The organism is Pseudofulvimonas gallinarii (genome assembly GCF_004343305.1).
In the GTDB taxonomy this organism is placed as follows: Bacteria; Pseudomonadota; Gammaproteobacteria; order Xanthomonadales; family UBA2363; genus Pseudofulvimonas; species Pseudofulvimonas gallinarii.
On the sequence record NZ_SMAF01000010.1, the window covers coordinates 20,499 to 45,695 of the forward strand.

21 protein-coding genes are annotated in these 25,197 nt (G+C 68.7%); 4 read left to right on the plus strand and 17 right to left on the minus strand.

Features of this window, described 5'->3' with window-relative positions:
* Positions 1 to 326 precede the first annotated feature (326 nt).
* The 15 genes from ftsZ to EDC25_RS08475 all read right to left on the minus strand — a co-directional run bounded on the left by ftsZ (position 327) and on the right by EDC25_RS08475 (position 17,354).
* Positions 327 to 1,505, minus strand: coding sequence for a cell division protein FtsZ (gene ftsZ / locus EDC25_RS08405; protein WP_123522546.1), 1,179 nt, complete (start codon positions 1,503 to 1,505; stop codon positions 327 to 329).
* Positions 1,506 to 1,668: 163 nt separating this feature from the next.
* Positions 1,669 to 2,901, minus strand: coding sequence for a cell division protein FtsA (ftsA, locus tag EDC25_RS08410; RefSeq protein WP_123522547.1), 1,233 nt, complete (start codon positions 2,899 to 2,901; stop codon positions 1,669 to 1,671).
* Positions 2,898 to 3,698: a cell division protein FtsQ/DivIB gene (locus tag EDC25_RS08415; protein WP_123522548.1), complete on the minus strand. Its 801-nt coding sequence runs from the start codon at positions 3,696 to 3,698 to the stop codon at positions 2,898 to 2,900. Before EDC25_RS08415 ends, ftsA begins: the two co-directional genes overlap by 4 nt.
* Complete coding sequence (locus tag EDC25_RS08420; protein ID WP_123522549.1) at positions 3,695 to 4,639, minus strand: D-alanine--D-alanine ligase; 945 nt, start codon at positions 4,637 to 4,639, stop codon at positions 3,695 to 3,697. The genes EDC25_RS08415 and EDC25_RS08420 overlap by 4 nt, the downstream gene beginning before the upstream one ends.
* Positions 4,636 to 6,063 (minus strand): UDP-N-acetylmuramate--L-alanine ligase, encoded by a 1,428-nt coding sequence (murC, locus tag EDC25_RS08425; protein ID WP_123522550.1) that lies wholly within the window; start codon positions 6,061 to 6,063, stop codon positions 4,636 to 4,638. The genes EDC25_RS08420 and murC overlap by 4 nt, the downstream gene beginning before the upstream one ends.
* Positions 6,060 to 7,136: an undecaprenyldiphospho-muramoylpentapeptide beta-N-acetylglucosaminyltransferase gene (gene murG, locus EDC25_RS08430; protein WP_123522551.1), complete on the minus strand. Its 1,077-nt coding sequence runs from the start codon at positions 7,134 to 7,136 to the stop codon at positions 6,060 to 6,062. The genes murC and murG overlap by 4 nt, the downstream gene beginning before the upstream one ends.
* The gene (ftsW, locus tag EDC25_RS08435) at positions 7,133 to 8,344 is read right to left on the minus strand and encodes a putative lipid II flippase FtsW (RefSeq protein ID WP_123522552.1); all 1,212 of its coding nucleotides are present in this window, start codon (positions 8,342 to 8,344) and stop codon (positions 7,133 to 7,135) included. The genes murG and ftsW overlap by 4 nt, the downstream gene beginning before the upstream one ends.
* Positions 8,344 to 9,429 carry a phospho-N-acetylmuramoyl-pentapeptide-transferase gene (gene mraY, locus EDC25_RS08440; protein WP_123522553.1) on the minus strand — a complete coding sequence of 362 codons (1,086 nt, stop codon included), beginning with the start codon at positions 9,427 to 9,429 and terminating at the stop codon, positions 8,344 to 8,346. The genes ftsW and mraY overlap by 1 nt, the downstream gene beginning before the upstream one ends.
* Positions 9,419 to 10,783, minus strand: a complete 1,365-nt coding sequence (locus EDC25_RS08445) for a UDP-N-acetylmuramoyl-tripeptide--D-alanyl-D-alanine ligase (RefSeq protein ID WP_123522554.1) — start codon at positions 10,781 to 10,783, stop codon at positions 9,419 to 9,421. The genes mraY and EDC25_RS08445 overlap by 11 nt, the downstream gene beginning before the upstream one ends.
* Positions 10,777 to 12,270, minus strand: a complete 1,494-nt coding sequence (locus EDC25_RS08450; RefSeq protein WP_123522555.1) for a UDP-N-acetylmuramoyl-L-alanyl-D-glutamate--2,6-diaminopimelate ligase — start codon at positions 12,268 to 12,270, stop codon at positions 10,777 to 10,779. Before EDC25_RS08450 ends, EDC25_RS08445 begins: the two co-directional genes overlap by 7 nt.
* Positions 12,267 to 14,036 carry a peptidoglycan D,D-transpeptidase FtsI family protein gene (locus EDC25_RS08455; RefSeq protein ID WP_123522556.1) on the minus strand — a complete coding sequence of 590 codons (1,770 nt, stop codon included), beginning with the start codon at positions 14,034 to 14,036 and terminating at the stop codon, positions 12,267 to 12,269. Before EDC25_RS08455 ends, EDC25_RS08450 begins: the two co-directional genes overlap by 4 nt.
* On the minus strand, positions 14,033 to 14,308 hold the full coding sequence (gene ftsL, locus EDC25_RS08460) for a cell division protein FtsL (protein WP_377600603.1): 276 nt from the start codon (positions 14,306 to 14,308) through the stop codon (positions 14,033 to 14,035). Before ftsL ends, EDC25_RS08455 begins: the two co-directional genes overlap by 4 nt.
* The gene (gene rsmH, locus EDC25_RS08465) at positions 14,305 to 15,222 is read right to left on the minus strand and encodes a 16S rRNA (cytosine(1402)-N(4))-methyltransferase RsmH (RefSeq protein WP_240639680.1); all 918 of its coding nucleotides are present in this window, start codon (positions 15,220 to 15,222) and stop codon (positions 14,305 to 14,307) included. The genes ftsL and rsmH overlap by 4 nt, the downstream gene beginning before the upstream one ends.
* 213 nt (positions 15,223 to 15,435) lie before the next feature.
* On the minus strand, positions 15,436 to 15,882 hold the full coding sequence (gene mraZ, locus EDC25_RS08470) for a division/cell wall cluster transcriptional repressor MraZ (RefSeq protein WP_123522557.1): 447 nt from the start codon (positions 15,880 to 15,882) through the stop codon (positions 15,436 to 15,438).
* 467 nt (positions 15,883 to 16,349) lie between these two features.
* Positions 16,350 to 17,354 carry a class I fructose-bisphosphate aldolase gene (locus tag EDC25_RS08475; protein WP_123522558.1) on the minus strand — a complete coding sequence of 335 codons (1,005 nt, stop codon included), beginning with the start codon at positions 17,352 to 17,354 and terminating at the stop codon, positions 16,350 to 16,352.
* Positions 17,355 to 17,585: 231 nt separating this feature from the next.
* Between EDC25_RS08475 and EDC25_RS08480 the strand changes: the two genes are divergently transcribed.
* Positions 17,586 to 19,856, plus strand: a complete 2,271-nt coding sequence (locus EDC25_RS08480; RefSeq protein WP_123522559.1) for a DUF5916 domain-containing protein — start codon at positions 17,586 to 17,588, stop codon at positions 19,854 to 19,856.
* 329 nt (positions 19,857 to 20,185) lie between these two features.
* On the opposite strand, the gene pyk is transcribed toward EDC25_RS08480, so the two are convergent.
* Entirely contained in the window at positions 20,186 to 21,652 is a 1,467-nt protein-coding gene (pyk, locus tag EDC25_RS08485) for a pyruvate kinase (protein ID WP_132577410.1), read from the minus strand.
* 69 nt (positions 21,653 to 21,721) lie between these two features.
* Positions 21,722 to 22,360: a PAQR family membrane homeostasis protein TrhA gene (trhA, locus tag EDC25_RS08490; protein WP_205985009.1), complete on the minus strand. Its 639-nt coding sequence runs from the start codon at positions 22,358 to 22,360 to the stop codon at positions 21,722 to 21,724.
* A gap of 489 nt (positions 22,361 to 22,849) precedes the next feature.
* On the opposite strand from trhA, the gene aroQ reads away from it, so the two are divergent.
* From aroQ to accC, 3 genes are read left to right on the plus strand one after another with little or no spacing between them, the layout of a single operon-like run.
* Complete coding sequence (aroQ, locus tag EDC25_RS08495) at positions 22,850 to 23,290, plus strand: type II 3-dehydroquinate dehydratase (RefSeq protein WP_132577411.1); 441 nt, start codon at positions 22,850 to 22,852, stop codon at positions 23,288 to 23,290.
* A 55-nt stretch (positions 23,291 to 23,345) separates the two neighbouring features.
* Positions 23,346 to 23,822: an acetyl-CoA carboxylase biotin carboxyl carrier protein gene (gene accB, locus EDC25_RS08500; protein WP_132577412.1), complete on the plus strand. Its 477-nt coding sequence runs from the start codon at positions 23,346 to 23,348 to the stop codon at positions 23,820 to 23,822.
* Between the two features lie 5 nt (positions 23,823 to 23,827).
* Complete coding sequence (gene accC / locus EDC25_RS08505; RefSeq protein ID WP_123520945.1) at positions 23,828 to 25,192, plus strand: acetyl-CoA carboxylase biotin carboxylase subunit; 1,365 nt, start codon at positions 23,828 to 23,830, stop codon at positions 25,190 to 25,192.
* Positions 25,193 to 25,197: the final 5 nt, after the last annotated feature.

Here is a 25,197-nt window from a genome sequence, read left to right on the forward strand (position 1 = left end):
CGGCTCCCCCTTCTTCATCCTTGCGCGCCGGCAGGCCAAGCGTGGTTTACCGGCGTGTTCGACTCCGAGCATACGCCCGAAATGGGGTGTCAAGCCAGCCGGTTCAATGAAGCTTGCAAACAATCCGCACAGCGGAGGCACCGGTCACGGTCCGGGTGCCCGTCCGGTCAATAAAGGGACTTGACAAGGCGCACCGGCGCATTGGACAGAAATGCCCGCCGCGTCCGGGCGATGCGGCAACGCCGGCTGCCAGCCCCGGTGGGGGCTGGCAGTCCGCGAATCCGGCCGGTCGATCGGGAGACCGGCCAGTGACCTGCGCGGTCGGGTCAGTCCGCCTGCCGGCGCAGGAAGGCGGGAATATCCAGATAGTCGATGCCGCCCGGGGAGGCGGCGGCTTCGACACCGGTGGCGCCGTCGTGGATGGCGACGTCGGGACCCGTGCCGGTCCGGAGCATGAAGGACGGCTGGGCCGACGGCGCCGCTTCGCCACCGCCGCGGATCAGGGTTGGCCGGATGCGCTGGCCGTCCTTGCCCGTCTGGCGCCCGGTCGCCCGGTTCAGGCCGGTAGCGACCACCGTGACGCGGACTTCGTCCTGCATTTCCATGTCGGTCGCGGTGCCGATGACGACCGTGGCGTCCTCCGAGGCGAACTCGGACACGATGCGGCCGACCTCGTCGAACTCGCGCAGGCTCAGCGACGGGCCGGCGGTGATGTTGACCAGGATGCCGCAGGCGCCGGCCAGGTTGACGTCGTCCAGCAGCGGGTTGTTGATCGCCGCCTCCGCCGCCGCCTGGGCGCGGTCGTCGCCACGGGCGCTGCCGGTGCCCATCATCGCCATGCCCATCTCGCTCATGACCGTGCGCACGTCGGCGAAGTCGACGTTGATGACGCCCGGGCGGGTGATCAGGTCGGCGATGCCCTGCACGGCGCCGAGGAGCACGTCATTGGCGGCGCGGAAGGCGTTGATCAACGACACCTCGCGGCCGAGCACGCTGAGCAGCTTCTCGTTCGGCACCGTGATCAGCGAGTCGACGAACTGGCTCAGCTCCTCGATGCCCTTGTGGGCCACCTGCATGCGGCGGCGGCCTTCGAACGGGAACGGGCGGGTCACCACGGCGACCGTCAGGATGCCCATTTCCTTGGCCAGCTGCGCCACCACCGGCGCAGCGCCGGTGCCGGTGCCGCCGCCCATGCCACAGGTGATGAACACCATGTCGGCGCCCTTCAGCACCTCGGTGATGCGCTCGCGGTCCTCGAGCGCGGCCTGGCGGCCGACTTCCGGGTTGGCGCCGGCGCCCAGGCCCTTGGTGACGTTCGGGCCGAGCTGCACCTGCACCTTGGCGCCGCTGCGCTTGAGCGCCTGGGCATCGGTGTTCATGCCGATGAACTCCACGCCCTCGACGTTGGCGTCGAGCATGTGCGCGATGGCATTGCCACCACCTCCGCCGACGCCGACGACCTTGATGGCGGCATTCGCCATCTCGCTTTCAACCAGTTCGAACATAGTCCCGATCTCCGTGTTCATTGACGATGAGTCCTGCTTTTCTTCTGCTTGACGACGGTCCAGCCCGTCGCCCCGTGGCGGCCGCCAGCCGCCGCGTTTCCTGCCGGTGGTGGCAGCCACCGGATCCGGTTCCATTGAAGGGGTCGCTTTTCCATGCGCCGCCTCAGAACTGCCGCCGCAGCCATGCCAGCGCACGACCGATGGTGGTGTCGGCGCCAGCCAGGGTGCCGCGCACGCGACCGCGCTGCGCCTGCCGCGCGCCGAAGCACAGCAGGCCGACGCCGGTGGCATGGACGGGGTTGTTGACCACTTCGCCGAGGCCCTCGACGCCGTGCGGATGTCCGACGCGCACCGGCATCTGGAACAGCTCTTCGGCCAGCTCCACCACACCTTCCATGCGTGCGGCGCCGCCGGTCAGCACGATGCCCGCGGCGATCAGGCTCTCGTAGCCGGATCGGCGGATCTCGCCTTGCACCATCGAGAAGATTTCCTCGTATCGGCTCTGCACCACTTGCGCGAGCATCTGCCGCGCGAGGCGGCGCGGCGCCCGGTCGCCGACGCTGGGCACCTGGATGGTTTCCTCGGCGCCGGCCAGCTGCGTCAACGCACAGGCGTAGCGGACCTTGATGTCCTCGGCATACTGCGTCGGCGTACGGAAGGCCTGGGCGATGTCGTTGGTGACCAGGTCGCCGGCGATCGGCAACGACGCGGTGTGCCGGATCGCGCCCTGCGTGTAGATGGCCAGGTCGGTGGTTCCGGCGCCGATATCGACCAGGCAGATGCCCAGCTCGCGCTCGTCGGCGGTAAGCACCGCATCGGCGGAGGCCAGCGGCGCCAGGATCAGTTCGTCGATGGCCAGCCCGCAGCGGTTCACGCACTTGGTCAGGTTCTGCCGCGCCGACAGCGCACAGGTGATCAGGTGCGCCCGCGTCTCCAGGCGCACGCCGGACATGCCGACGGGATCGCGGATGCCCTCCTGCTCGTCGATGGCGAATTCCTGCGGCAGCACGTGCAGCACGCTCTGGTCGGCCGGCACCGCCACCGCGCGCGCCGCGTCCATGACGCGGTCGACGTCGCCGGCGGTGACTTCCTTGTCGCGGATCGCCACCACGCCCGGCGAATTGCGGCTCTGCACGTGGCTGCCGGAAATCGAGGCGTACACCGAGCGGATCTCGCAGCCGGCCATCAGCTCGGCTTCCTCGATCGCCCGCTGGATCGACTGCACCGTCGATTCGATGTCGACGACCACGCCGCGCTTGAGTCCCTTGCCGGGATGCGAGCCGACGCCGATCACGTTGATGCCCTCGTCCGGCTGGTGTTCGGCGACGATGGCGACCACCTTCGAGGTGCCGATGTCCAGGCCCACCAGCAGGGCTTTTTCCGGCTTGCCTTTCATACCTGTAAGTCCTGTCGAATGTCGGCGGAGCGATTGCTTCCCGCCGCACGCGCCTGTGCGCTGGCGTCACCGCCGCCGTCGGAGGGCGGCGCCCTTTCGCTCCACGTCAGCGCATAGCCGTTGGGATAACGCAGGTCGGCGTGGCGCAGCACGTGCTCCGGACGCGTCTGCATCAGCGTGTCGACGGTGTCGGCGAAACGCTGCAGCCGCTCCATCGCCTGGTGGCGGCCAAGCACCAGTTCGGCGCCGCCATCGAGCACCACCGTCCAACTGCCGCGATCGGAGAGATGGACCTGCGCGACCTGCAGGCGTGACGACTCCAGCGCGCGCACCGCTTCGGCGTGGAAGGCCACGACCGCCTCGATCCCGGCGTCCGGGCCGCCCAGGCGGGGCAGTCCACCCAGCGCCTCGATGCCGGGCACCTCGAACAGGCGGCCGGACCGCGAGACCAGGGCACGGCCATCCCAGATCGCATAGGGCTGGAACTCCAGCACCTTGACGACGACGGTGTCCGGCCAGCGCTTGCGGACTTCCACCGACTCCACCCAGGGCAGCTTCGCCAGCGCGTCGCGCAGCTCGGTCAGCGACAGAGCGAAGAAGCCCTCGCCGGTGAACTGCATCGCCGTGCGCTGGATCTGTTCGGCGCTGACGCGGCGCAGTTCGGCCTTCAGTTCCAGATGGCGCAGCGGCCAGCGGTCGGAAGCGAACGAACCGTTGAGCACGCCCACCACCGGCAGCGCCAGCAGCGTCAGCGCAAAGGCCCAGGCCAGCAGCCGGAACAGCGTGGCGCCGTTCATGCGCGGCCTCCGCGATCCAGGCTGCCTTCGAGGACGCGCCAGCACAGCTCGTCGTAGCCGATGCCGACCGCGGCCGCGGCCTTCGGCACCAGCGAGTGGCTGGTCATGCCGGGCGCGGTGTTGACTTCCAGCAGCCAGAAACCGCCCTGGCGGTCGCGCATGACGTCAACCCGGCCCCAGCCAGTGACGTCCAGCGCATTGAAGGCATCCAGCGCCAGCGCGCGCAGGCGCTGCTCCTCCTCGCCGTCGCTGCCCGGACAGAGGTATTGGGTGTCGTCGGCGACGTACTTGGCGTGGTAGTCGTACCAGGTGCCGGCGGGAACGATGCGGATGCTGGGCAAGGCGACACCGTCTAGGATGGCGACGGTGAATTCGTCGCCTTCGATCATCCGTTCCATGAGCAGCTGGCCGTCGTAGCGCGCGGCCAGCGCCACCGCCTGTTCGAGGTCGTCCGGCGCATGCACGCGGCTGACACCGACGCTGGAACCTTCGCGCGCCGGCTTGACGATCACCGGCAGCCCCAGCGACGCCGCCGCGGCCGCGACGTCATCGCCTGGATGCAGCACGCGATAGTCGGGTGTCGGCAGGCCCAGCGCCTGCCACACCTGCTTGCTGCGGATCTTGTCCATGCTCAACGCGGCGCCGAGCACGCCGGTGCCGGTGTACGGCACGCCCAGCGCGTCGAGCAGCCCCTGCAGCACGCCATCCTCGCCGCCACCGCGGGTACCGTGCAGGATGTTGAACACGCGATCGACGCCGCCATCGCGGATGGCATCGACCAGCGCCGGAACGCCGTCGATGGCGAATGCCTCGACGCCCCGACGCTGCAAGGCGGCAAGCACGCCGGCGCCGGAGTCCAGCGAGACTTCGCGCTCGCTGCTGCTGCCACCAAGCAGGACGGCGACGCGGCCGAATTCACGTGGGTCGCTGATGCGGCTCATGCCCTGGCCTCCTTGCCGGCCAGAGTGGCCGCGATGTGTCCGATGTCGCCCGCGCCCATCAGCAGCACCAGGTCGCCGTCCTGCAGCAACGGCGGCAGCGCTTCCGCCAGGTCGCGCGGATGGCCGACCAGCACCGGATCGACCTTGCCGCGGGCACGGATCGCCCGCGCCAGCGCGCGCGAATCGGCGGCGGCCAGCGGCACTTCGCCCGCCGCATAGACCTCGGTGAGCACGAGGGTGTCGGCATCCGCGAGCACCTGGGCGAAGTCGTCGAGCAGGTCGCGGGTACGCGTGTAACGGTGGGGCTGGAACACCACGACCAGACGGCGGTCGGGCCAGCCCCCACGCGCCGCCTGGAACACCGCAGCCAGTTCGCGCGGATGGTGGCCGTAGTCGTCCACCAGCATGACGCGATGGCCGCCGAGCTCGACTTCGCCATGACTGTTGAAACGGCGGCCGATACCCTGGAAGTGGCCCAGCGCGGTGGCGATCGCCTGCGCGGGCACGCCGAGCTGCCAGCCGACCGCGGCCGCGGCGAGCGCGTTCAGCACGTTGTGCCGGCCGGGCAGGTTCAGCGTCACCGGTACCGGCACGGTGTCCTCGGGCAGGTACAGGTCGAAATGCATGCGCATGCCGTCCTGGCGGATGCCTTCGGCGCGTACGTCGGCATCCGGCCCGGTGCCGTAGCCCATTACCGTGCGTGGTGCTTCGGCGGCCAGCAGCGCGGTTTCCGGATCGTCCATGCACATCACCGCCAGGCCATAGAACGGCAGCCGGTGCAGGAAATCGGCGAAGGCCTGGCGGATGCGCGTGAAGTCGCCGCCATAGTGTTCGAGATGGTCGGCGTCGATGTTGGTGACAACGGCGATCATCGGGTTGAGCAGCAGGAAGGAGCCGTCGCTCTCGTCCGCCTCGGCGACAAGGAAGGCCCCGCTGCCCAGGCGGGCGTTGGCGCCGGCACTGAGCAACTGGCCGCCGATGACGAAGGTCGGATCGAGGCCGCCTTCGGCAAGAACACTGGCGATCAGGCTGGTTGTGGTGGTCTTGCCGTGCGTGCCCGCGACCGCGATGCCACGGCGGAAACGCATCAGTTCGCCCAGCATCTCCGCACGCGGGATCACCGGCACGCGGGTGTCTCGCGCCCAGACCAGCTCCGGATTGTCGGGACTGACCGCGCTGGAAGCGACGACGACATCCGCGCCTTCGGCATGCGCGGCATCATGACCGTGGCCGATGCGGATGCCGAGCTGCGCGAGGCGGCGCACGGCGGCGCCCGTCGACAGGTCGGAACCGCTGACCTGGTAACCGAGTGTGTGCAGCACCTCGGCTATACCACTCATGCCGACGCCGCCGATGCCGACGAAGTGCACGCGGCGGAAGGCCTGCAGGGGTCCGCTGTGATCGGCGAAGCGACGCTGGTTCATGGCGCCACCTCCAGGCAGGCCGCGGCCACGCGTTCGGCGGCATCGGGTCGGGCGCAGGCCCGCGCGTACTCGGCCATCTGCAGGCGGCGCTTGGAATCGCCGAGGAGCACCAGCAGCCGTTGCGCCAGCGTTTCCGCATCCAGTTGCGACTGCGGCAGCAGTTCGGCGGCGCCCTGCTCGACCAGGAACTGCGCGTTGCGCGTCTGGTGGTCATCGACCGCGTGCGGATAGGGCACCAGGATCGAACCGACGCCGGCCGACGCCAGTTCGGCCAGCGTCAGCGCACCGGCGCGGCAGACCACCAGGTCGGCCCAGCCGTAGGCGTCCGCCATGTCGGCGATGAACGGCTGCACCTGGACCTGGTCGACGCCGGCAGCGGCATAGGCCGCCTGCGTATCCGCCTCGCGACCGCGTCCGCACTGGTGGCGCACCTCGATCCCCCCCGGGATCTGTGGTTGCACCGCGGCCACCGCGGCCGGCACGGCGCTGTTCAATGCCGCCGCACCCAGCGATCCGCCGAGCACCAGCAGGCGCACACCGCCAGGGCGTCCGCCCATGCGTTGCGCCGGCGCCGGCAATGCGGCGATCTGCGCGCGCACCGGATTGCCGACCCATTCGGCCTTCTCGATGGCATCGGGGAATCCACCAAGCACGCGACGCGCCCAGGGCGCCAGGCGCCGGTTGGTGAAGCCGGCGACCCGGTTCTGCTCGTGGACGATCAGCGGCACCCGCTTCAGCACCGCGGCGACACCGCCCGGGCCGGCAGCGAATCCGCCGAAGCTGATCACCGCGCGCGGCCGGATGCGGGAGAACAATCGCATCGCCGACCACAGCGCCGACAGCAGCGAAAACGGCGCGCGCAGCAACGTCGCCAGCGACTTTCCGCGCAGGCCGCCAATGCGCAGCGTGTGCAGCTCGATGCCGGCTTCCGGCACCAGCCGCGTTTCCATTGCCCCGGCCGCACCCAGCCACTGCACGGGCACGCCGCGCTCCCGCAGCGCCTGCGCCACCGCCAGGCCGGGGAAAATGTGGCCGCCGGTGCCACCGGCCATGATCAGCACGGGTCTGCTCATGCCGGCACCTCGCGCTCGAAGTCGGCGCCGCTGTCGCCCTCGCCTTCCGCTTCGGCGGACGCGACCGCACCCTTCCTTTCGGCGCGATCCAGCTCGCGCGAACAGCGCAGCAGCAGACCGAGCGCGGCGCAGGTCATGATCAGGCTGGAGCCGCCGGAGGAAATCAGCGGCAGCGTCAGGCCCTTGGTCGGCAGCAGTCCCATGTTCACGCCGATGGAGAACATCGACTGCGTGGCGATCCACAGGGCGACCCCGAAGGCGCAGTAGCCGGCGAAACGCAGGCCCAACTGCAGGCACCGGAAACCGACGAAGAAGGCGCGCGCCGTCAGCCAGGCGAACAGGCCGATGACGGCGAGCAGCCCGGCGAAACCCAGTTCTTCGGCCAGCACGGCGAGGATGAAATCGGTGTGCGCTTCCGGCAGGTAGAACAGCTTCTGCACACTGCCACCCAGGCCGACGCCGAACCATTCGCCGCGGCCGATGGCGATCAGCGCCTGCGTGAGCTGGAAACCATCGGCGAACGGATCCTTCCATGGATCCATGAAGCTGATCAGGCGCTTGAGTCGATACGATTCCGAGAGCGCGGCCCAGGCCAGGCCGGGCAGCAGGAACACGCCGAGCAGGCCAAGGTAGCGCAGGCGCGCACCGGCCAGCCAGACCATGCCGATGGTGATCGCGACCAGCAGCACGGCGCTGCCGAAGTCGGGCTGCAACAGCAGCAGCGCCAGCATCAGGACCACGGCGATGATCGGTTTCATCGCGCCGGCAAAACTCAGCATCACCGCGTGGCCCTGGCGCACCATGTAGCCGGCCAGGTACAGCACCAGCGCCAGCTTCACCGCCTCCACCGCCTGGAAGCCGAAGAAGCCGAGGTTGATCCAGCGGGTGGCGCCATTGACGGTGCGGCCCAGGCCCGGCATGAACACGACCAACAGGAGCAGCAGGCTGAGCCACAGCCACCCCTGTCCCACCGCTTCCAGCCGCGACAGTTCCACGCGCGTGAACAGCCAGCCGGCGCTGACGCCGACAGCGAGAAAGACCAGGTGGCGATTGAGGTAGTACCAGGGATCGCTGGTCTGCGCTTCGGCCAGCGCGATGGAACTGGACGCGACCATGACCACGCCAAGCGCGACCAGGGCAATGATCGGCAACAGCAGGCGCAGATCGATGCGACCTTCCAGTTCGTCGTGGCGGCGCGCGTGTGCCATCAACGCACCTTCAGGGTCGCCAGACCGATGAGCACGAGGACCACCGAGATGATCCAGAAGCGCACGATGACGCGAGGCTCCGGCCAGCCCTTCAGTTCGAAGTGATGGTGGATCGGTGCCATCCGGAAGATGCGCTTGCCGGTGAGCTTGAAGCTCGCCACCTGCAGCATCACCGACACCGTTTCGAGCACGAACAGGCCGCCCATGACGATGAAGACGATTTCCTGGCGGACGATCACGGCGATCGTCGCCAGCGCGGCGCCGACGGCGAGCGCCCCGATGTCGCCCATGAACACCATCGCCGGATAGGTGTTGAACCACAGGAACCCGAGCCCGGCACCGGCCAGCGCGGCCAGGAACACCACCAGTTCGCCGGCACCGGGAATGGACGGGATCTGCAGGTATTCGGAGAACACCGCATTGCCGGCGGCGTAGGCGAACACGCCCAGTGCGCAGGCGACCAGCACGGACGGCATGATCGCCAGGCCGTCGAGGCCGTCGGTCAGGTTCACCGCGTTGGAGAAGCCGACGATCATGAAGTACGCGACCACCACGAAGAACGCGCCCAGCGGCAGCGCGACGTCCTTGAACAGCGGCACATACAGCTCGGTGTTCGCCGGCACATCGGCGGTGAGGTACAGCGCGAACGCAGCGGCCACGCCGAAGACCGTCTGCATCAGGTACTTCCAGCGCGCCGGCAGGCCCTTGCTGTTGCGCTTCGACAGCTTCAGCCAGTCGTCCAGCCAGCCGATGAAGCCGAAAGCCACGGTCACGGCCAGCACGATCCAGATGTAGCGGTTGGACAGGTTGGCCCAGAGCAGCGTGCTGACGATCAGCGCCAGCAGGATCAGTGCACCGCCCATGGTCGGCGTGCCGGCCTTGGCGTGATGCGTCTTCGGCCCGTCCTCGCGGATCGGCTGGCCGCCGTGCTGGCGCTGCTGCAGCGCGCGGATGACGCGGGGCCCCAGCCACAGCGAAAGCGCCAGCGCCGTCAGCGCGCTCATGATCGCGCGGAAGGTCAGGTAGTTGAAAACATTGAAGCCGCCGAAGTGCGACTGCAATGCCTGCGCCAGTTCAAGCAGCATGCTCGCGTCCTCCTGTCGTCAGTTCCGCCAGCACCTGCTCCATGCCGGCCGAACGCGAGCCCTTGACCAGGCAGATCACGCCCGGCTTGAGGGATTCGCGCAGGACTGCCACCAGCGCATCACGGTTGTCGAAATGGCGGCCGTCGGCGCCGAAAGCCTCACTGGCGGCACGGCTCAGCGTGCCGACGGTGAACAGGCGGGCGATGCCGGCCTGCCTTGCCAGCGAGCCGGTGCCGGCGTGCAGCGCCTCGCTGTCCGGCCCCAGCTCGCCCATGTCGCCGAGCACCAGCCAGGGCTCCCCCGGCAAGGTCACCAGCGTCCGGATCGCCGCCGCGACCGAACCCGGATTGGCGTTGTAGGTGTCGTCCACCAGTGCGTAGCCCCCGGGCTGCTGCAGCAGGCGGAAGCGCCCGGCAACGCCACTGGCCGCGCCCAGGCCGTCGCGGATCGCCGACAGCGGCACATCCAGCGCCACCGCGACCGCGGCGGCGGCCAGGGCGTTGCCGATGTTGTGGCGTCCGGGCAGCGGCAGTTCCACCGCGATCGGACCGGCCGGTGTGTGCAGCGTGAAACGGCTGGTCTCGCCCAGTTCGATGCCGGTCGCACGGATGTCGACGTCCTCGGCATCCAGTCCGAAGCGCAGGATTCGGCGGGCGCTGACCCGGCGCGCGAAGGCCTCGGCAAAGGCATCGTCGGCATTGATGATGGCCGCGCCCTCGGCAGGCAGGCCTTCGTAGATCATGCCCTTGGTGTCGGCTACGCCGTCCAGCGAACCCATGCGCTCCAGGTGCGCGCAGGCGATGTTGTTGACCAGTGCAACCTCCGGCTGCGCGATCTGCGCCAGGTAGGCGATGTCGCCCGGCTTGCCGGCGCCCATCTCCAGCACCGCGAAGCGGTGTTCCGGCGTGAAGTCGAGCACCGCCAGCGGCAGGCCGATTTCGTTGTTGCGATTGCCGGGGTTGGCGTGCGTCGGCGCGACCTGCGAGAGTATCGACGCGGCCAGCGTCTTCACGGTGGTCTTGCCATTGCTGCCGGTGATGCCGACCACGCGCGCCGGCATGCGGTCGCGGTGGCGGCTGGCCAGCTCGCCGAGCGCATGCAGCGGGTCGGCCACCACCAGCTGCGGCAGGTCCACCGAATCCACGGCGCGGCCGACGAGCGCCGCGGCGGCGCCCGCGGCGCGCGCCTGCTGCAGCAGGTCGTGGCCGTCGACACGTTCGCCACGGAGGGCGACGTACAGCATGCCCGGCCGCAACTGGCGCGTATCGTTGCTGACGCCTTCGATGTGGACGTCGCCGCCGTGGACGCGGCCGCCGCACCACAGCGCCAGTTCGGTCAGCTGTGCGCTCAACATGACCAGGCCTCCAGTGCACGCGCGGCGTGCTGGCGGTCGTCGAACGGCAGGCGGCGTCCGGCGATTTCCTGATAGGGCTCGTGGCCCTTGCCGGCGACAAGCACCGAGTCGGCGGCCGCCGCGCCCGCGATCACCGTCGCGATGGCGTGGGCGCGGTCGCGGTCGACGCGCACCGGCGCACCGGTGTCGAAGCCGGAAAGGATGTGCGCGACGATGGCATCGCCGTCCTCGCCGCGCGGATTGTCGTCGGTGACGACGATGTCATCGGCGCCCGCCTGCGCGACCGCCGCCATCTGCGGGCGTTTGCCGCGATCGCGTTCGCCCCCGCATCCGAAGACGCAATGCAGCCGTCCCGGCGTGTGTTCGCGCAGGCTGGAGAGCGCCTGCTCCAGTGCGTCCGGCGTATGCGCGTAGTCCACCACCACCAGCGGCCGCCCGTCGCCGCCGAGGCGGCTCATGCGGCCTGGCACGCTTTCCAGCGTCGGCAGCACGCTTACGATCCGTCCGATCGTCCAGCCCAGCGCATGCAGGGTTGCCGCCACGCCGAGCAGGTTGGCGACGTTGAAGCGGCCCAGCAGCCGGGTGCGGATCGCGTACTCGCCCGCGCGCGTGGCCAGCGTGAACGACAGGCCCTCATGCCCGGTGCGGATGTCGCAGGCGTGGAATTCCGGCAGCGAACCGTCGGCCAGTGGCTGCAGTCCACAGCGCAGCAGGCGGACGGAGGCGGGTACCTGCATGGCCAGGCGCGCACCGAAGGCATCGTCGGTGTTGATGACCGCCGCTTCCAGGCCAGGCCAGCCGAACAGCCTGGCCTTCGCTGCGCCGTAGGCATCCATGTCGCCGTGGTAGTCGAGATGGTCGCGGCTGAGGTTGGTGAAGACGCCGACCGCGAAGTTCACCGCGTCGACGCGGCCCTGGTCGAGCGCATGCGACGACACTTCCATCGCGACATGGCTGACACCGACATCGGCGAAGCGGCGCAGCAGCGCATGCACCGACAGCACGTCCGGCGTGGTGCGCTCGCCTTCGACCAGCGCGCCGGGCCGACCCGCGCCCAAAGTGCCGATGGTGGCAACGTCGATGTCCGCGGCGGCCATCGCCTGGGCGAGCAGGTGGACGGTCGAGGTCTTCCCGTTGGTACCGGTGACGCCGACGATGCGCAGCTGCCGCGACGGCGCGCCATGGATGCGCTCGGCCAGCGTACCCAGGTGTGCACGCAGCGCCGGCACGGCCACGGCGGGCAAGGATGCTGGCAGCGGATCGGTCGCCGGCGGCTCGAAGAGGACGCAGGCGGCGCCGCGCGCCACGGCCTGCGCGACATGCGCCAGGCCATGCCCGCGCGATCCGGCCAGCGCCACGAAGGCATCGCCGGCGGTGACCTGACGGCTGTCCAGCGACAAACCGCCGACCACCGTGCCCGCGATGTCGTGCGGTACGGGCGCTATCCCGTCCAGCAGCACGCGCAGCGTCATCGACGACCGGCTCATGGCTGCACCCCTTCGGCGAACTGCAGCAGTTCGGCCGGCAGGTCGGGCAGGCTCTCGGCGGAGTCCTCGGGCGGCGGCAGGCGATCGACGGCGGCGAGCACGCGGTCGGGCGCGACGTCGAGCAGGCGCATCGCGCCGTCCATCACGCGCCCGAACACCGGCGCCGCCACCAGGCCGCCGTAATAGACGCCGCCCTGCGGGTCGTTGATCACCACGATACCGACCAGCCGGGGCGAGGATGCCGGGATCATGCCCGCGAACACGCTGACATAGCGGCTCTCGTAGCCGCCGGCGGTCGCTCGACGCGACGTCCCCGTCTTGCCTGCGACCGAGTAGTTCGCGACGCGGGCGCGCGTGCCCGATCCTTCCGGCCCGGTAACGGTTTCCAGCATGGCGACGATGGTCCGCGCCAGCCCGGGATCGAAGACTTCGCGCGGCGTCCTGCGCGTACCCTTGACGAACGTCGGCGGCACCAGCATGCCGTGGTTGGCCAGCGCGCCGTAGGCCTGTGCCAGCTGCAGCGCGGTCATCGAGATCGCGTAGCCGTAGGACATGGTGACCTTGTGCAGCAGGCCCCAGCGCTGCGCGTCGGGCAGCACGCCGGAGGCCTCGCCGGGGAAACCGGAGCCGGTGACCTCGCCGACGCCGATGCGATGGAAGACGCTCCACAACTCGCGGTTGTCCAGCTCCATCGCGATGCGCGCGGCGGCAACGTTGCTGGACTTGGTCAGCATCCGCGTCAGGTCCACCGGGCCGAAATTGCGGATGTCGCGCACGGTGTGGTTGGCGACGTGCAGGCTGCCGCCGTTGGTATCCAGCACGGAGTCGGGACGGAAGCGGCCGCTTTCGATGCCGGCGGCGGCGGTGAACGCCTTGATCACCGAGCCGGGTTCGAACAGGTCGGTGACCGCGCGGTTGCGACGTTGCGCCGGCTCGGCATTGCCGCGCGCGTTGTTGTTGTAGGACGGCTGGTTGACCATGGCGAGGATCTCGCCGGTCGGCGCATCGAGGATCACCATCGAGCCGGAGCTGGCATTGTGCTCCAGCAGCGTCGCCGTCAGTTCGCGATAGGCCAGGTACTGGATGCGGCGGTCGATGCTCAGCACCAGGTCCTTGCCCGGCTCCGGCGCACGCACCAGCTCGACGTTTTCGACGACGCGGCCGCGGCGGTCGCGGATCACCCGCTGGCTGCCCGGCTTGCCGGCGAGCCAGCCGTCGAAGGCCAGCTCCAGTCCTTCCTGGCCCTGGTCGTCGATGTTGGTGTAACCCAGCACGTGCGACATCACTTCGCCGGCCGGGTAGTAGCGTCGGAACTCGCGCTGGGTGTTGACGCCGGGAATGTCCAGCGCGAGCACGCGCTCGACCTGCTCCGGATTCATGTGCCGGCGCAGGTAGTCGAATTCCCGTTTCGCCGCCGCCTTTTCCTGCATGCGCCGCTGCAGGTCGTCGGCGTTCAGGCCCAGCGCCTGCGCCAGCTCGGGTATGCGGTCGGCGTGTTCGGCGAGCACGGTCGGGTTCGCCCACAGCGACTCCACCGGCGTCGAGACCGCCAGCGGCTCGCCGTTGCGGTCGAGGATCTGGCCACGCGACGTCGGGATGGCGATCTCGCGCAGGAAGCGCGCGTCGCCCTGGCGCTGGTAGAAATCCTTGCGCACCAGTTGCAGGTCGACGGCGCGAACGACCAGCGCCGTCGTGCCCAGGCCGAGCAGCACCAGCACCACGCTGAGGCGCAGGCGCAGGTTGGTTTGCGGGCGGCGCCGGATCATCGGCGCACCACCGTGACCTGGGCGGGATCGGGTCGGACCAGACCGAGTTCCTCGCGCGCGACGCGCTCGACGCGGCTCATCTCCGCCCAGGTCGCCTGCTCCAGCTGCAGACGGCCGTACTCGATGTCCAGTTCATCGCGCTCCGCGTTGAGCGCCCGCAGGTCGATGTACCGCTGCCGGCCCTCGTGGCGCACCTGGACGACGCCGATCGCGCTGGCGATGACGCCGGCGGCGAGGATCAGCATCCCGATGGCGCGCAGGCCCGGCCTCATGGCTGCCTTTCCGCCACGCGCAGCACCGCACTGCGGGCGCGTGGATTCGCCGCCAGTTCCGCTTCGCCCGGCATGATGCGTGCGATCGGGCGCAGCAGCGCCGGCCGTGCCACGGCCACCGGCAGGCGGCGGCCTCCGGTGGCGCGGCCGTCATGGGCGGCGATGAACTGCTTCACCAGCCGGTCTTCCAGCGAATGGAAACTGATCACCGCCAGCCTGCCGCCTGGCTTCAGCGCCGCCATCGCGGCGTCCAGGCCGCGCGTGACCTCGCCCAGCTCGTCGTTGATGAAGATGCGCAGCGCCTGGAACGTGCGCGTTGCCGGATGCTTGTGGCCATCCCGGGTGCCGGGTACGGTCGCGACGAGGGCGGCCAGCTGCGCGGTGCGCTCGAGCGGCTGCTGCTGGCGTTGGGCGACGATGGCGCGTGCGATGGCGCGGCTGCGGCGCTCGTCGCCGAAGCGCCAGAGAACGTCGGCGATCTCGGCGTCGGTGGCGCGCATCAGCCACGACGCCACCGGTTCGCCGCGGCTGCGGTCCATGCGCATGTCCAGCGGGCCGTCGGCCTGGAAGCTGAAGCCGCGCGAGGGATCGTCGATCTGCGGCGAGGAGACGCCCAGATCCAGCAGCACGCCATCCAGCCCGGCGCGCACCTCGTCCCACTCGGCCATGGTCGAAAACGGCGCATGCCGGATGGCGACGCGCGCATCGGCGGCGAACGCGCGTTCGGCTTCGTCGATCGCCTGGCGGTCGCGATCCATCAGCAGCAGTCGAGCGGTCGGGCCGAGCCGCGACAGCACGAGGCGGGCGTGGCCGCCCCGGCCGAACGTGCCGTCCAGATAGCGACCGTCGGGTCGCAGCGCGAGGGCGGCCACCGCCTCCTCGAGCAGAACGGGCTGATGGCTGTAGGTATTCACGTCAGGACTTCCTTCCGTCGCTGCAACGGCGGGCTGCTCCACCTTTGTCCTGGCGCCGGCCGCCACGTCGGCGACCGCGTATGCCGCCGCGCCCGCGACCGTCGTGCCGGCGAAGCGCATGAACACATCCGACGCTCGATGCATCGAACTGGATAGCGCGTCACGGACAACGGCCGTTCCGGTGCACAACATCGGCGGATTCCAGTTTCGGCGTCAGAAGTTGAGTGATTGCATTTCGGCGGTGATGTCCTCGGGAGAGATCGGGGTAGCGATCCGTTTGAGATGCGCCTCCTCGCTCCACAACTCGAATTTGTCGCCCAGCCCCAGCAGCACCGCGCGCTTTTCGATGGCGGCCGTCTGTCTCAGGCTGTGAGGCAACAGCAGGCGATGCTGGCCGTCGGGCTCAACGTGCGTGGCTGCACCCACCAGCTTGCGTTTCAGCTCGCGATGGGCCGGATTGAAGCTGGACAGCGCGTTCACCTGGTCGCGGACGCGTTGCCACTCGTCAACCGGGAACAGCCAGAGGCAGTGGGCATCGAACGGGTTGTAGGTGAACACCAGACAGTTGCCGCAGGCGACGGACAGGGCTTCGCGGTAGGCCGTCGGAATGGCCATCCGTCCCTTGTCGTCGACGCTGATGCTGGACTCACCCTGGAACATGCCCGCCTGTTTACCCACGATTTCCCACAAAACTCCACCTGGCGCACGTTACGCGTGCCCCAAAGCGCTGTCAAGAAGAAAATCCAAGGCGCGCCAAGGACTTAGCTCACTTTTCTGAGCACATTAGCTTCTACTCGCAAGCCCTTGAATATTCGAACAACAGGCCTTGTTGTTCATGGATTGATCACATTTTCTTGCGCCGCAGCATGGCGGGCCGGCGCCGCGACCGTTCCGGCAGGAAAGGGGCGCGCCCAACCGACACTTCCAGCCGCGGCCCGACCTTCGCCCCCCCCCGCGGCCACAGCTGATGAACGGGGCGGTCGGCGGCCGGCCGCCGCTTCCGTTGCGCCGGCCAGAACGGCAACGGCCGCCTCGAAGGCGGCCGTTGCGATGCTGCGTGGCGGCAGCTGCCGCCGGGGAAACGGGCCATCCGCCGCCGGCAGCTTAGACCGCGGGACGCACCCGGATCAGCCTTCCCACTCGCCGAGCGCGGCCAGGCCGTTGGCGCGCGCACGCTCGAACACCATCTGCTGGGCCTTGGCGTAGTTGCCGCTCATGTCGGCCGCCCAGAGCTTCAGGGCCGCGGACTGCATGGCGCGACCGTAGGAGAACGACAGCGGCCACGGCAGGTCTTCGTACTGGTTCATCGCGTTGAGGTGCGCGGTGGCCTGCTCGTCGCTCTGGCCACCGGACAGGAACACGATGCCCGGCAGCGCCGCCGGCACTGACGCGCGCAGGCAGCGCACGGTCAGGTCGGCGACATCCTCGACCTCGGCCTGCTCTTCGCAATCCTTGCCGGCGATGACCATGCTGGCCTTGAGGATGGTGCCTTCCAGCATGACGTTGTGCTCGTACAGCGCCGTGAACAGCGCGCGCAACGTGGCTTCGGTGACGTCGTAGCAGACTTCGATGTCGTGGACGCCGTCCATCAGGACTTCCGGCTCGACCATCGGAACCAGGCCCTGCTCCTGGCAGAGCGCGGCATAGCGTGCCAGCGCGTGGGCGTTGGATTCGATGCAGGTGCCGGTCGGGATGTCCTCGCCGATGTTGATGACGGCACGCCACTTGGCGAAACGGGCGCCGAGACGCGCGTATTCCTCGAGCCGGCCACGCAGGCCATCGAGGCCTTCGGTGATCAGCTCACCCGGACAGCCGGCCAGCGCCGCGGTGCCCTTGTCGACCTTGATGCCCGGCAGGATGCCGGCATCCGCCATCACCTTCGTGAACGGCACGCCGTCGCGGGTGGCCTGGCGGATCGTCTCGTCATAGAGGATGGCGCCGGAGATATGCTGGCCCAGGTTCGGGGCGGTCAGCAGCATCTCGCGGTACGCGCGGCGGTTTTCCTCGGTGCACTCGACGCCGACGGAATCGAAGCGCTTCTTGATGGTCGCATTGGATTCGTCGATGGCGATGATGCCCTTGCCGGGGGCAACCATGGCCTGGGCGATGTCTTCGAGGTCTTCGATGCTCATGTCTGCAACTCCTGGCATAAATGTGCCGGACGCGCAGGCGGCCGGCATGGGCCGGCAAGTATAGCCCGCCCGCGCCGGACGGACCTGTCGCCACGACCAATGGCACTTGCCGCTGGCCGGCGCGACCGGGAACATTTTCCGCATGTCCGTGACTGCGCCCGGCTTCCAGGCGGCAAGCGGACATCCCGGCCGGAGTGCGGGCGCATTCCACCATTGTCCCGAAGCACCCCCATGTCGGCTGCACCGTCTCCGGTCCTTCCTGCCCTGGCCCTGCTGTCGGCGCTTGCATCCGGTCCTGCTGCCGCCTCGGTACTGAAGCTGGACGGCATCCCGGACGAGCCGATCTGGCATGACGCCCAGGTTTTCGACGACTTCCGGATCACCAACCCGTACACGCTGGGGCCGCCGACGCACGCGACGGTCGCACGCCTGCTGGCGCTGCCGGAAGGACTGGCCGTCGCTTTCGTCTGTGACCAGCCGGCAGGCACGCCGCGCGTGAAACCCCGCGCAAACCGTGATGGCGGCAGCAACGCCGACCGCGTGAATTTCGCCGTCGACCTCGATGGTGACGGCCGCCTGGCCTACAACTTCATGGTCACGCTGGGCAATGCCATCGGCGACGAGGTGATCACCAACGAGAACCAGTACAACGCCGACTGGGACGGCGTCTGGCGCCATGCACTGCATGAAGGCGAAGACCGTTGGTCGGTGGAGATGCTGATCCCCTGGAGCGTTGCCGCGATGCGCGAGGGCGAAGGCGCCGAGCGCAGCATCGCGGTCTATTTCGACCGCGTCATCGCCGCGCGCAATGAACGCAGCGCGGCTCCGCATGCCAGCTATACACGTCCGCGTTTCGTCTCGGAGTTCGCGCGCGTGCAGGTGCCACGCCATCGCGGCGGCGGCGTGCTTGCGATCGTGCCCTACGCATCCGTGCAGTACGACCTGCTGCACGACCGCGGCGAGGGTCGCGCCGGGCTGGACCTGTTCTGGAAGCCGTCCGGGCGCTTCCAGCTCAGCGCCGCGCTCAATCCCGATTTCGGCCAGGTCGAGGCCGACGACCTGGTGGTGAACTTCGATGCCATCGAAGTGTTCTTCTCCGACAAGCGGCCGTTCTTCACCGAGAACCAGGGCATCTTCAACGTCACCACGCCCGACAGCGGCCGCCTCGTCTATACCCGGCGCATCGGTGGCGGCCGCGACGACGGCGAGGGCGCCGCCGACATCGATGCCGCCATCAAGCTCAACGGCAGCGCTGGCGGCTTCGACTATGGCACGCTGGTGGCCATCGAATCCGGTCATGCCGACGACATCGGCCGCGCCTTCTTCGTACAGCGGCTGGTGCGCAACCTCGGCAACGCGACGCTGGGCTACCTGGGCACCTGGACCGACCGGCCATGGCTGGATCGCGAGGCGCAGGTGCACGCCATCGATGCGATCTGGCGACCTTCCGCGAAATGGCTGGTGTCCGGACAGGTGCTTGGCAGTTCCATCGAACAGGGTGGCGAAACCCGCAACGGCAGCGGCGCCTGGTTCCGCGCCTTCTACACGCCGGAACCGCGCTTCCAGCACGAACTGGAAATCACGCACTTCGACCGCCGCCTGGACTTCAACGACGTCGGCTACCAGCGACGCGGCAACCTCAACGAACTGGAATGGACCAGCACCTACCGCCAGACCGGTTTCGGCGACGACGACTGGCGTCGCAGCATCACCTGGGCCGTCGAGCCGCAGGTGCGCTACAACGACAGCGGTGACCGCCTGCCGCCGGAACTGCTGCTCACCGCCAACGTGTCGCTGCGCGAAGGCGGCACGCTGTACAGCGACCTGCTCTACGCATGGCGCGGCCACGACGACCTCGTCTCACGCGGCCACGGCAAGGTCGAGCTGGAGCCGCGCCTGCGCAGTTTCTACAACTACTACGAGTCGCCACGCGTGGGACGCTGGCTGTGGTTCGCCGGCGTGTATGTCACCCAGGAAGGCAACGAGGGCTTCGCGATCCAGCCTGAACTCATCGCGCGCTACTTCATCCGCGACGATCTGAATGTGCGCCTGCAGTTCTTTCCACGCTGGTCGCAGGACTGGCTGATCTGGCGCGAGGACACGCTGTTCGCCAGCTATCGCCGCAAGCAGCAGCGCCTGGACCTGGACGTCAACTGGTTCCCAGGCAGCCGGCACGAACTGCGCCTCAAGGCGCAGTGGCTGGGCATCGACGCCTACGATCCCACCGCCTACCGGATCGGTGCCGGTGGCCGCCTGCTCGAAAGCGGCGACAGCGTGCCCGCCTTCACCAGCAACACCTTCGGCGTGCAGCTGCGCTACCGCTACGAATTCGCGCCGCAGCGCGAACTCTACGTCGTCTACGCCCGCGGCGGCGACGAACGCACCGTGTACGAGGACGGACACCCTCGCGATAGCCACGACGGACTGGGCGGCCTGTTCGCCGACATACCCGACCTGCGCGACGCCGACCAGGTGCTGGTGAAACTGCGCTGGGCGTTCTGAAGGCGAAACGCGGTGCCTGGGCCGGTGCGGTGTATCGCGCCTCCGGCGATCCGCCCGGGAACGTCGATTACCCGGTGAACACGAGTCCGCTGCCCAGGCGCCGAGCGGGGCCGGGTGTCGGCGCCAGCGGGTCGAGCCCGTCTCCCGGATCACCCGGCGACCTGGCTGCCCGCTTCCGGCCTGCCTCGTCGTGATGCCGGCGGAGCAGGCTGCGCAGTTTCGCCGCCTGGGCTGTGGGGCACAGACACCTCCTCGGGTTGCCCACAGGTCCCCATTCGAAACGCGGTGTCGACCACGCGGTCGATCTGATTGCGCCGTTCTTCCCGGGATCAGAGATCTCCCAGGCCTTCGGCAATGCCGCCCGGGCCGACGCGCAGCAGTTTGAGGGTGTTGGTGCCGCCCAGCTCGCCGGTGTGGTCGCCATTGGTGACGATGACACGGTCGCCTTCGCTGAGCAGGCCCAGGCCATGCAGCCGGCTGATCGCGGCACGCGCCGCCAGCAGCGGATTGCCTGGCGGCGCCTGGAACTCGATCGGAAACACGTCGCGCAGCATCCGCATCCGCCGACGCGCTCCCTCGTTGCGCGACAGCGCGAAGATGGGCACCTGCGTCCGGTAGCGCGAAAGCCAGCGGGCGGTGCCGCCGGATTCGGTCAGCGCGATGATCGCGCGCACGTGCACGCGGCCGGCAAGGAACATGGCCGCCATTGCGATCGCCTGGTCGGTGCGCTCGAGATTGCCGTTTGCCGCACCGAATCCGGGATCCGGTTCGAACTGGCGTTCGGCGCCGCGGCAGATGCGCGCCATGGTGGCAACGGCGCGATCGGGGTATCGGCCTACGGCCGACTCGGCGGACAGCATGACCGCGTCGGTGCCGTCGATGACGGCATTGGCGACGTCCAGCACCTCGGCGCGGGTGGGAATGGGCGCATCGACCATCGACTGCAGCATCTGCGTCGCGGTGATGACGACGCGACTGCGCAGCACGGCTTCGCGAATGATCTTCTTCTGCAGGCCAGGCAGTTCGGCATCGCCGATCTCGACGGCGAGGTCGCCGCGCGCCACCATCACCGCGTCGGAGGCGTCGATGATCCCGGCAAGGTTCTCGACCGCTTCCGCACGCTCGATCTTGGCGACCACCGCCGCCTCGCCGCCCGCCGCAGCGATCAGCGCGCGCGTGCGTTCCATGTCTTCGGCATTGCGGCAGAACGACACCGCGACGAAATCCAGGCCCAGTTCGGCGGCCAGCCGGATGTCATCCTCGTCTTTCTGCGTCAGCGCGCCAATGGACAGGCCGCCGCCCAGCTTGTTCAGTCCCTTGCGGTTGGAGAGCACGCCATCGGTCAGCACGGTGGTATGGATGCGGGGACCGTCCACGCGTTCCACGCGCAAGGCCATCAGGCCGTCATCCAGCAACAGGGTGTCTCCACTGGAGACATCGGCCGGCAGGCCCAGGTAACTGACGCCAACGCCCTGCTCGTCGCCGGGCGGCGCATCCTCGCGGCAGTCCAGCGTGAAGGCCTGCCCGGACTGCAGTTCAACGCGACCTTCGGCGAACTTCTCGATGCGGATCTTCGGCCCGCCCAAGTCGCCGAGTATCGCCACTTCCTGCCCGATCGCCTGCGCCGCCTCGCGCACCAGCGCGCAGCGCCTGCGGTGTTCCTCGGCGTGGCCGTGGGAAAAGTTGATCCGGGCGATGTCGACACCGGCGGAAAGCAGCCGTTGCATGGCAACGGGGTTGTCGCTGGCTGGCCCCAGCGTGGCGATGATCTTGGTGCGGCGAAGTTCGTCGCTCATGGCAGTCCCGTTCATTTCGGCGGCAAGTTAGCACGCCGACGGGAACGTCCATAGGGCCGGGCGCACCGCTCAATCGAGGATGATGTAGAACAGGATGGCCAGGTAATGCAGCACGCTGCCGGTCAGCACGAAGGCATGCCAGATCGCATGCGAGTACGGCAGGCGTCGCCATACGTAGAACACCACGCCAACCGTGTAGGCGGCGCCACCGAGCAGCATCAGGATCAGGCCACCGCGTTCCAGAGAGGCCGCCAGCGGCTTGATGGCAACGATGCCTGCCCAGCCCATCAGCAGATAGAGCGCGACCGCCAGGCCGGTATAACGGCGCAGCGGCGTGAACTCGAAGATGATGCCGAAGATGGCCAGGCCCCAGATGACGCAGAAGAGCGTCCAGCCCACGGGGCCATCCAGCGCCAGCAGGGTGAAGGGTGTGTAGGTGCCGGCGATCAGCAGGAAAATCGCGACATGGTCGAGCTTGCGCAGCACCGGGCGGGCACGCGCCACCGGCACGCCGTGGTAGAGCGTCGATGCGGTGTAGGCCAGGATCAGGGTGGTGCCGAAGATGCTGCCGGCGACCAGCGCGCGGGTGTCGCCGGCCCGGGCGGCGAACCCGACCAGCACCGCCAGCCCGACGATGCTGGCGATGATGCCCAGGCCATGGATGATGCTGTTGGCGATTTCCTCGCGCGGGGTATAGCGGGATTCCATGACGGTCACCGGGCCTGCGGCACTGCAGCACGCACCGTAGCGCAGGCCCCAATCCATGACAACGGGTTTCAATACGCCTGCGTATTGAGGGGCGGATTGCGTTCAGGCTGCAGGGGGCGGAGCGTGGATCCTGCCTTCGGGAGAGCGCCCATCCTGCCCCGCTTACACGAAGTGATGCCGGCCGGGTCGCCTTCGATGGGCTCCGCCGTCAACCTTCATCAACCGGCGACGGGCGAGGACCGGGGGGGGGGCGGCGTGCCACGCTGGTGCCCTGGCAAAACGGATGGACACGTTGACATCTGTCAATTTGTCCCGGTTGCCGTCCAAGGCGGTGTGCACCGCACCCCGACCGGCCACGTGCGAGCCCCACATCCTACGCAGGCGTATGGATGATCGTGAAAATCGGCGAACGTCGGCGAACTCGCCGGGAACTGGACAAGACCCAGCGCTCGCACCACACTTCACCGCTTCGCCACTCCGGATCGAACCGTGGCCCGGTTGCTGCTGCTCAATGGACCCAACCTCAACCTGCTCGGCACGCGCGAGCCGGCGGTCTACGGCCATACGACGCTGGCGCAGATCGAGGCCGGACTGCGCGACCGCTGCCAGGCGGCCGGACATCAGATCGAGTGCCTGCAAAGCAATGCCGAACACGTGCTCGTCGACCGCATCCAGGCGGCGCGCGCCGACGGCACCGCATTCATCCTGATCAACCCAGCAGCCTTCACGCACACGAGCGTCGCACTGCGCGACGCACTCGCGGCGGTGGCCATCCCGTTCATCGAGCTGCACCTGAGCAACCCGCACGCACGCGAGCCGTTCCGCCACCACTCCTATCTGTCCGACCTCGCGGTCGGCGTGGTGGCCGGGTTCGGCCCCGACAGCTACCGGCTGGCGCTCGACGCCGCCCTGGCACGCCTGGCGCATTGAGCCGGGCGAGCGCGGCACCGCCGACCCCATTCATCTGCAAAACAAGGACGACCCCATGGATCTGCGCAAGATCAAGAAGCTGATCGAGATGCTGGAAGAATCGAACCTGTCCGAGCTGGAGATCCGCGAGGGCGAGGAGACGGTCCGCCTCAGCCGTCACCCGGCCAGCGTGCCGATGGCGACCTACAGCTCCGCACCGGTGATGACCGCGGCGCCGCAGGCCGCAGCACCCGCAGCCGCCGCGACGGCGCCGACGCCTGCGGCCGGCAGCAGCGACGCCGCGCCCGAGCTGCCGGCCGGGCAGGTGCTGCGCTCGCCGATGGTCGGCACCTACTACGCCGCGCCCTCGCCCGGCGCAGATCCGTTCGTGCGCATCGGCCAGCAGGTCAAGAAGGGCGACACGCTCGCGACCATCGAAGCGATGAAGATGTTCAATCCGATCGAGGCAGAAAGTGATGGCACGGTCAAGGCCATCCTGGTCGAGAACGGCCAGCCGGTGGAATTCGACCAGCCGCTGTTCGTGATCGGCTGACCGCCATGCCACACCGCATCGAGAAGATCGTCATCGCCAACCGTGGCGAGATCGCCCTGCGCATCGTCCGCGCCTGCGCGGCGCTGGGCATCCGCACGGTCGCCGTCCATTCCACGGTGGACCGCAACCTCAAGCACGTCGCCATGGCCGACGAAAGCGTCTGCATCGGGCCGGCGCCGAGCGGCCAGAGCTACCTCAACGTGCCGGCGATCATCGCCGCCGCCGAGGTCACCGACGCGCGCGCCATCCATCCAGGCTACGGCTTCCTCGCCGAGAACGCGGAATTCGCCGAACAGGTCGAGCAGTCCGGCTTCGTGTTCATCGGCCCGCGCCCGGAGACCATCCGCCTGATGGGCGACAAGGTCACCGCCATCGCGGCGATGAAGGAAGCCGGCGTGCCGACCGTTCCCGGTTCCAACGGCCCGCTCGACGACGACGGCGAGCGCAGCCTGCGCATCGCCCGCGAAATCGGTTATCCGGTCATCATCAAGGCCGCCGGCGGCGGTGGCGGCCGCGGCATGCGCGTCGTGCACACCGAAGCCGCGCTGCTCAACGCCATCGTGACCACGCGCCAGGAAGCGCAGGCGGCGTTCGGCAACCCGCAGGTCTACATGGAGAAGTTCCTGGAAAACCCGCGGCACATCGAGATCCAGGTGCTCGGCGACGGCGAGGGCAATGCCGTGCACCTCGGTGAACGCGACTGCTCCATGCAGCGCCGCCACCAGAAGGTGGTCGAGGAAGCGCCGGCCCCCGGCATCACGCCGGAACAGCGCGCCGAGATCGGCGGCGTCTGCGTCGAAGCCTGCCGCCGCATGCGCTACCGCGGCGCCGGCACCTTCGAGTTCCTCTATGAGGACGGACGCTTCTACTTCATCGAAATGAACACGCGCATCCAGGTCGAGCATCCAGTGACCGAGATGATCACCGGCATCGACCTGGTGCGCGAGCAGATCCGCGTCGCCGCCGGGCACCCGCTGGGCATCCGCCAGGAAGACGTCGTCCTGCGCGGCCACGCCATCGAATGCCGCATCAACGCCGAGGACCCGGATACCTTCATGCCGTCACCCGGGCTGGTGAAGACCTTCCACGCCGCCGGCGGCCCGGGCATCCGCGTCGATACCCATGTCTACGACGACTACCGGATCCCACCGAACTACGATTCGATGATCGGCAAACTGATCGCGCACGGCGCCGACCGCGCCGAGGCGATCGCACGCATGCGCGTGGCGCTCAGCGAAACGGTGGTGGATGGCGTCAAGACCAACATCCCGCTGCAGCAGCGGATCATGACCGACGAAGGCTTCAAGTCCGGCGGCATGAACATCCACTATCTCGAGAAGCGGCTGGCCGAACAGCGCGGGGGACACTGAGTACC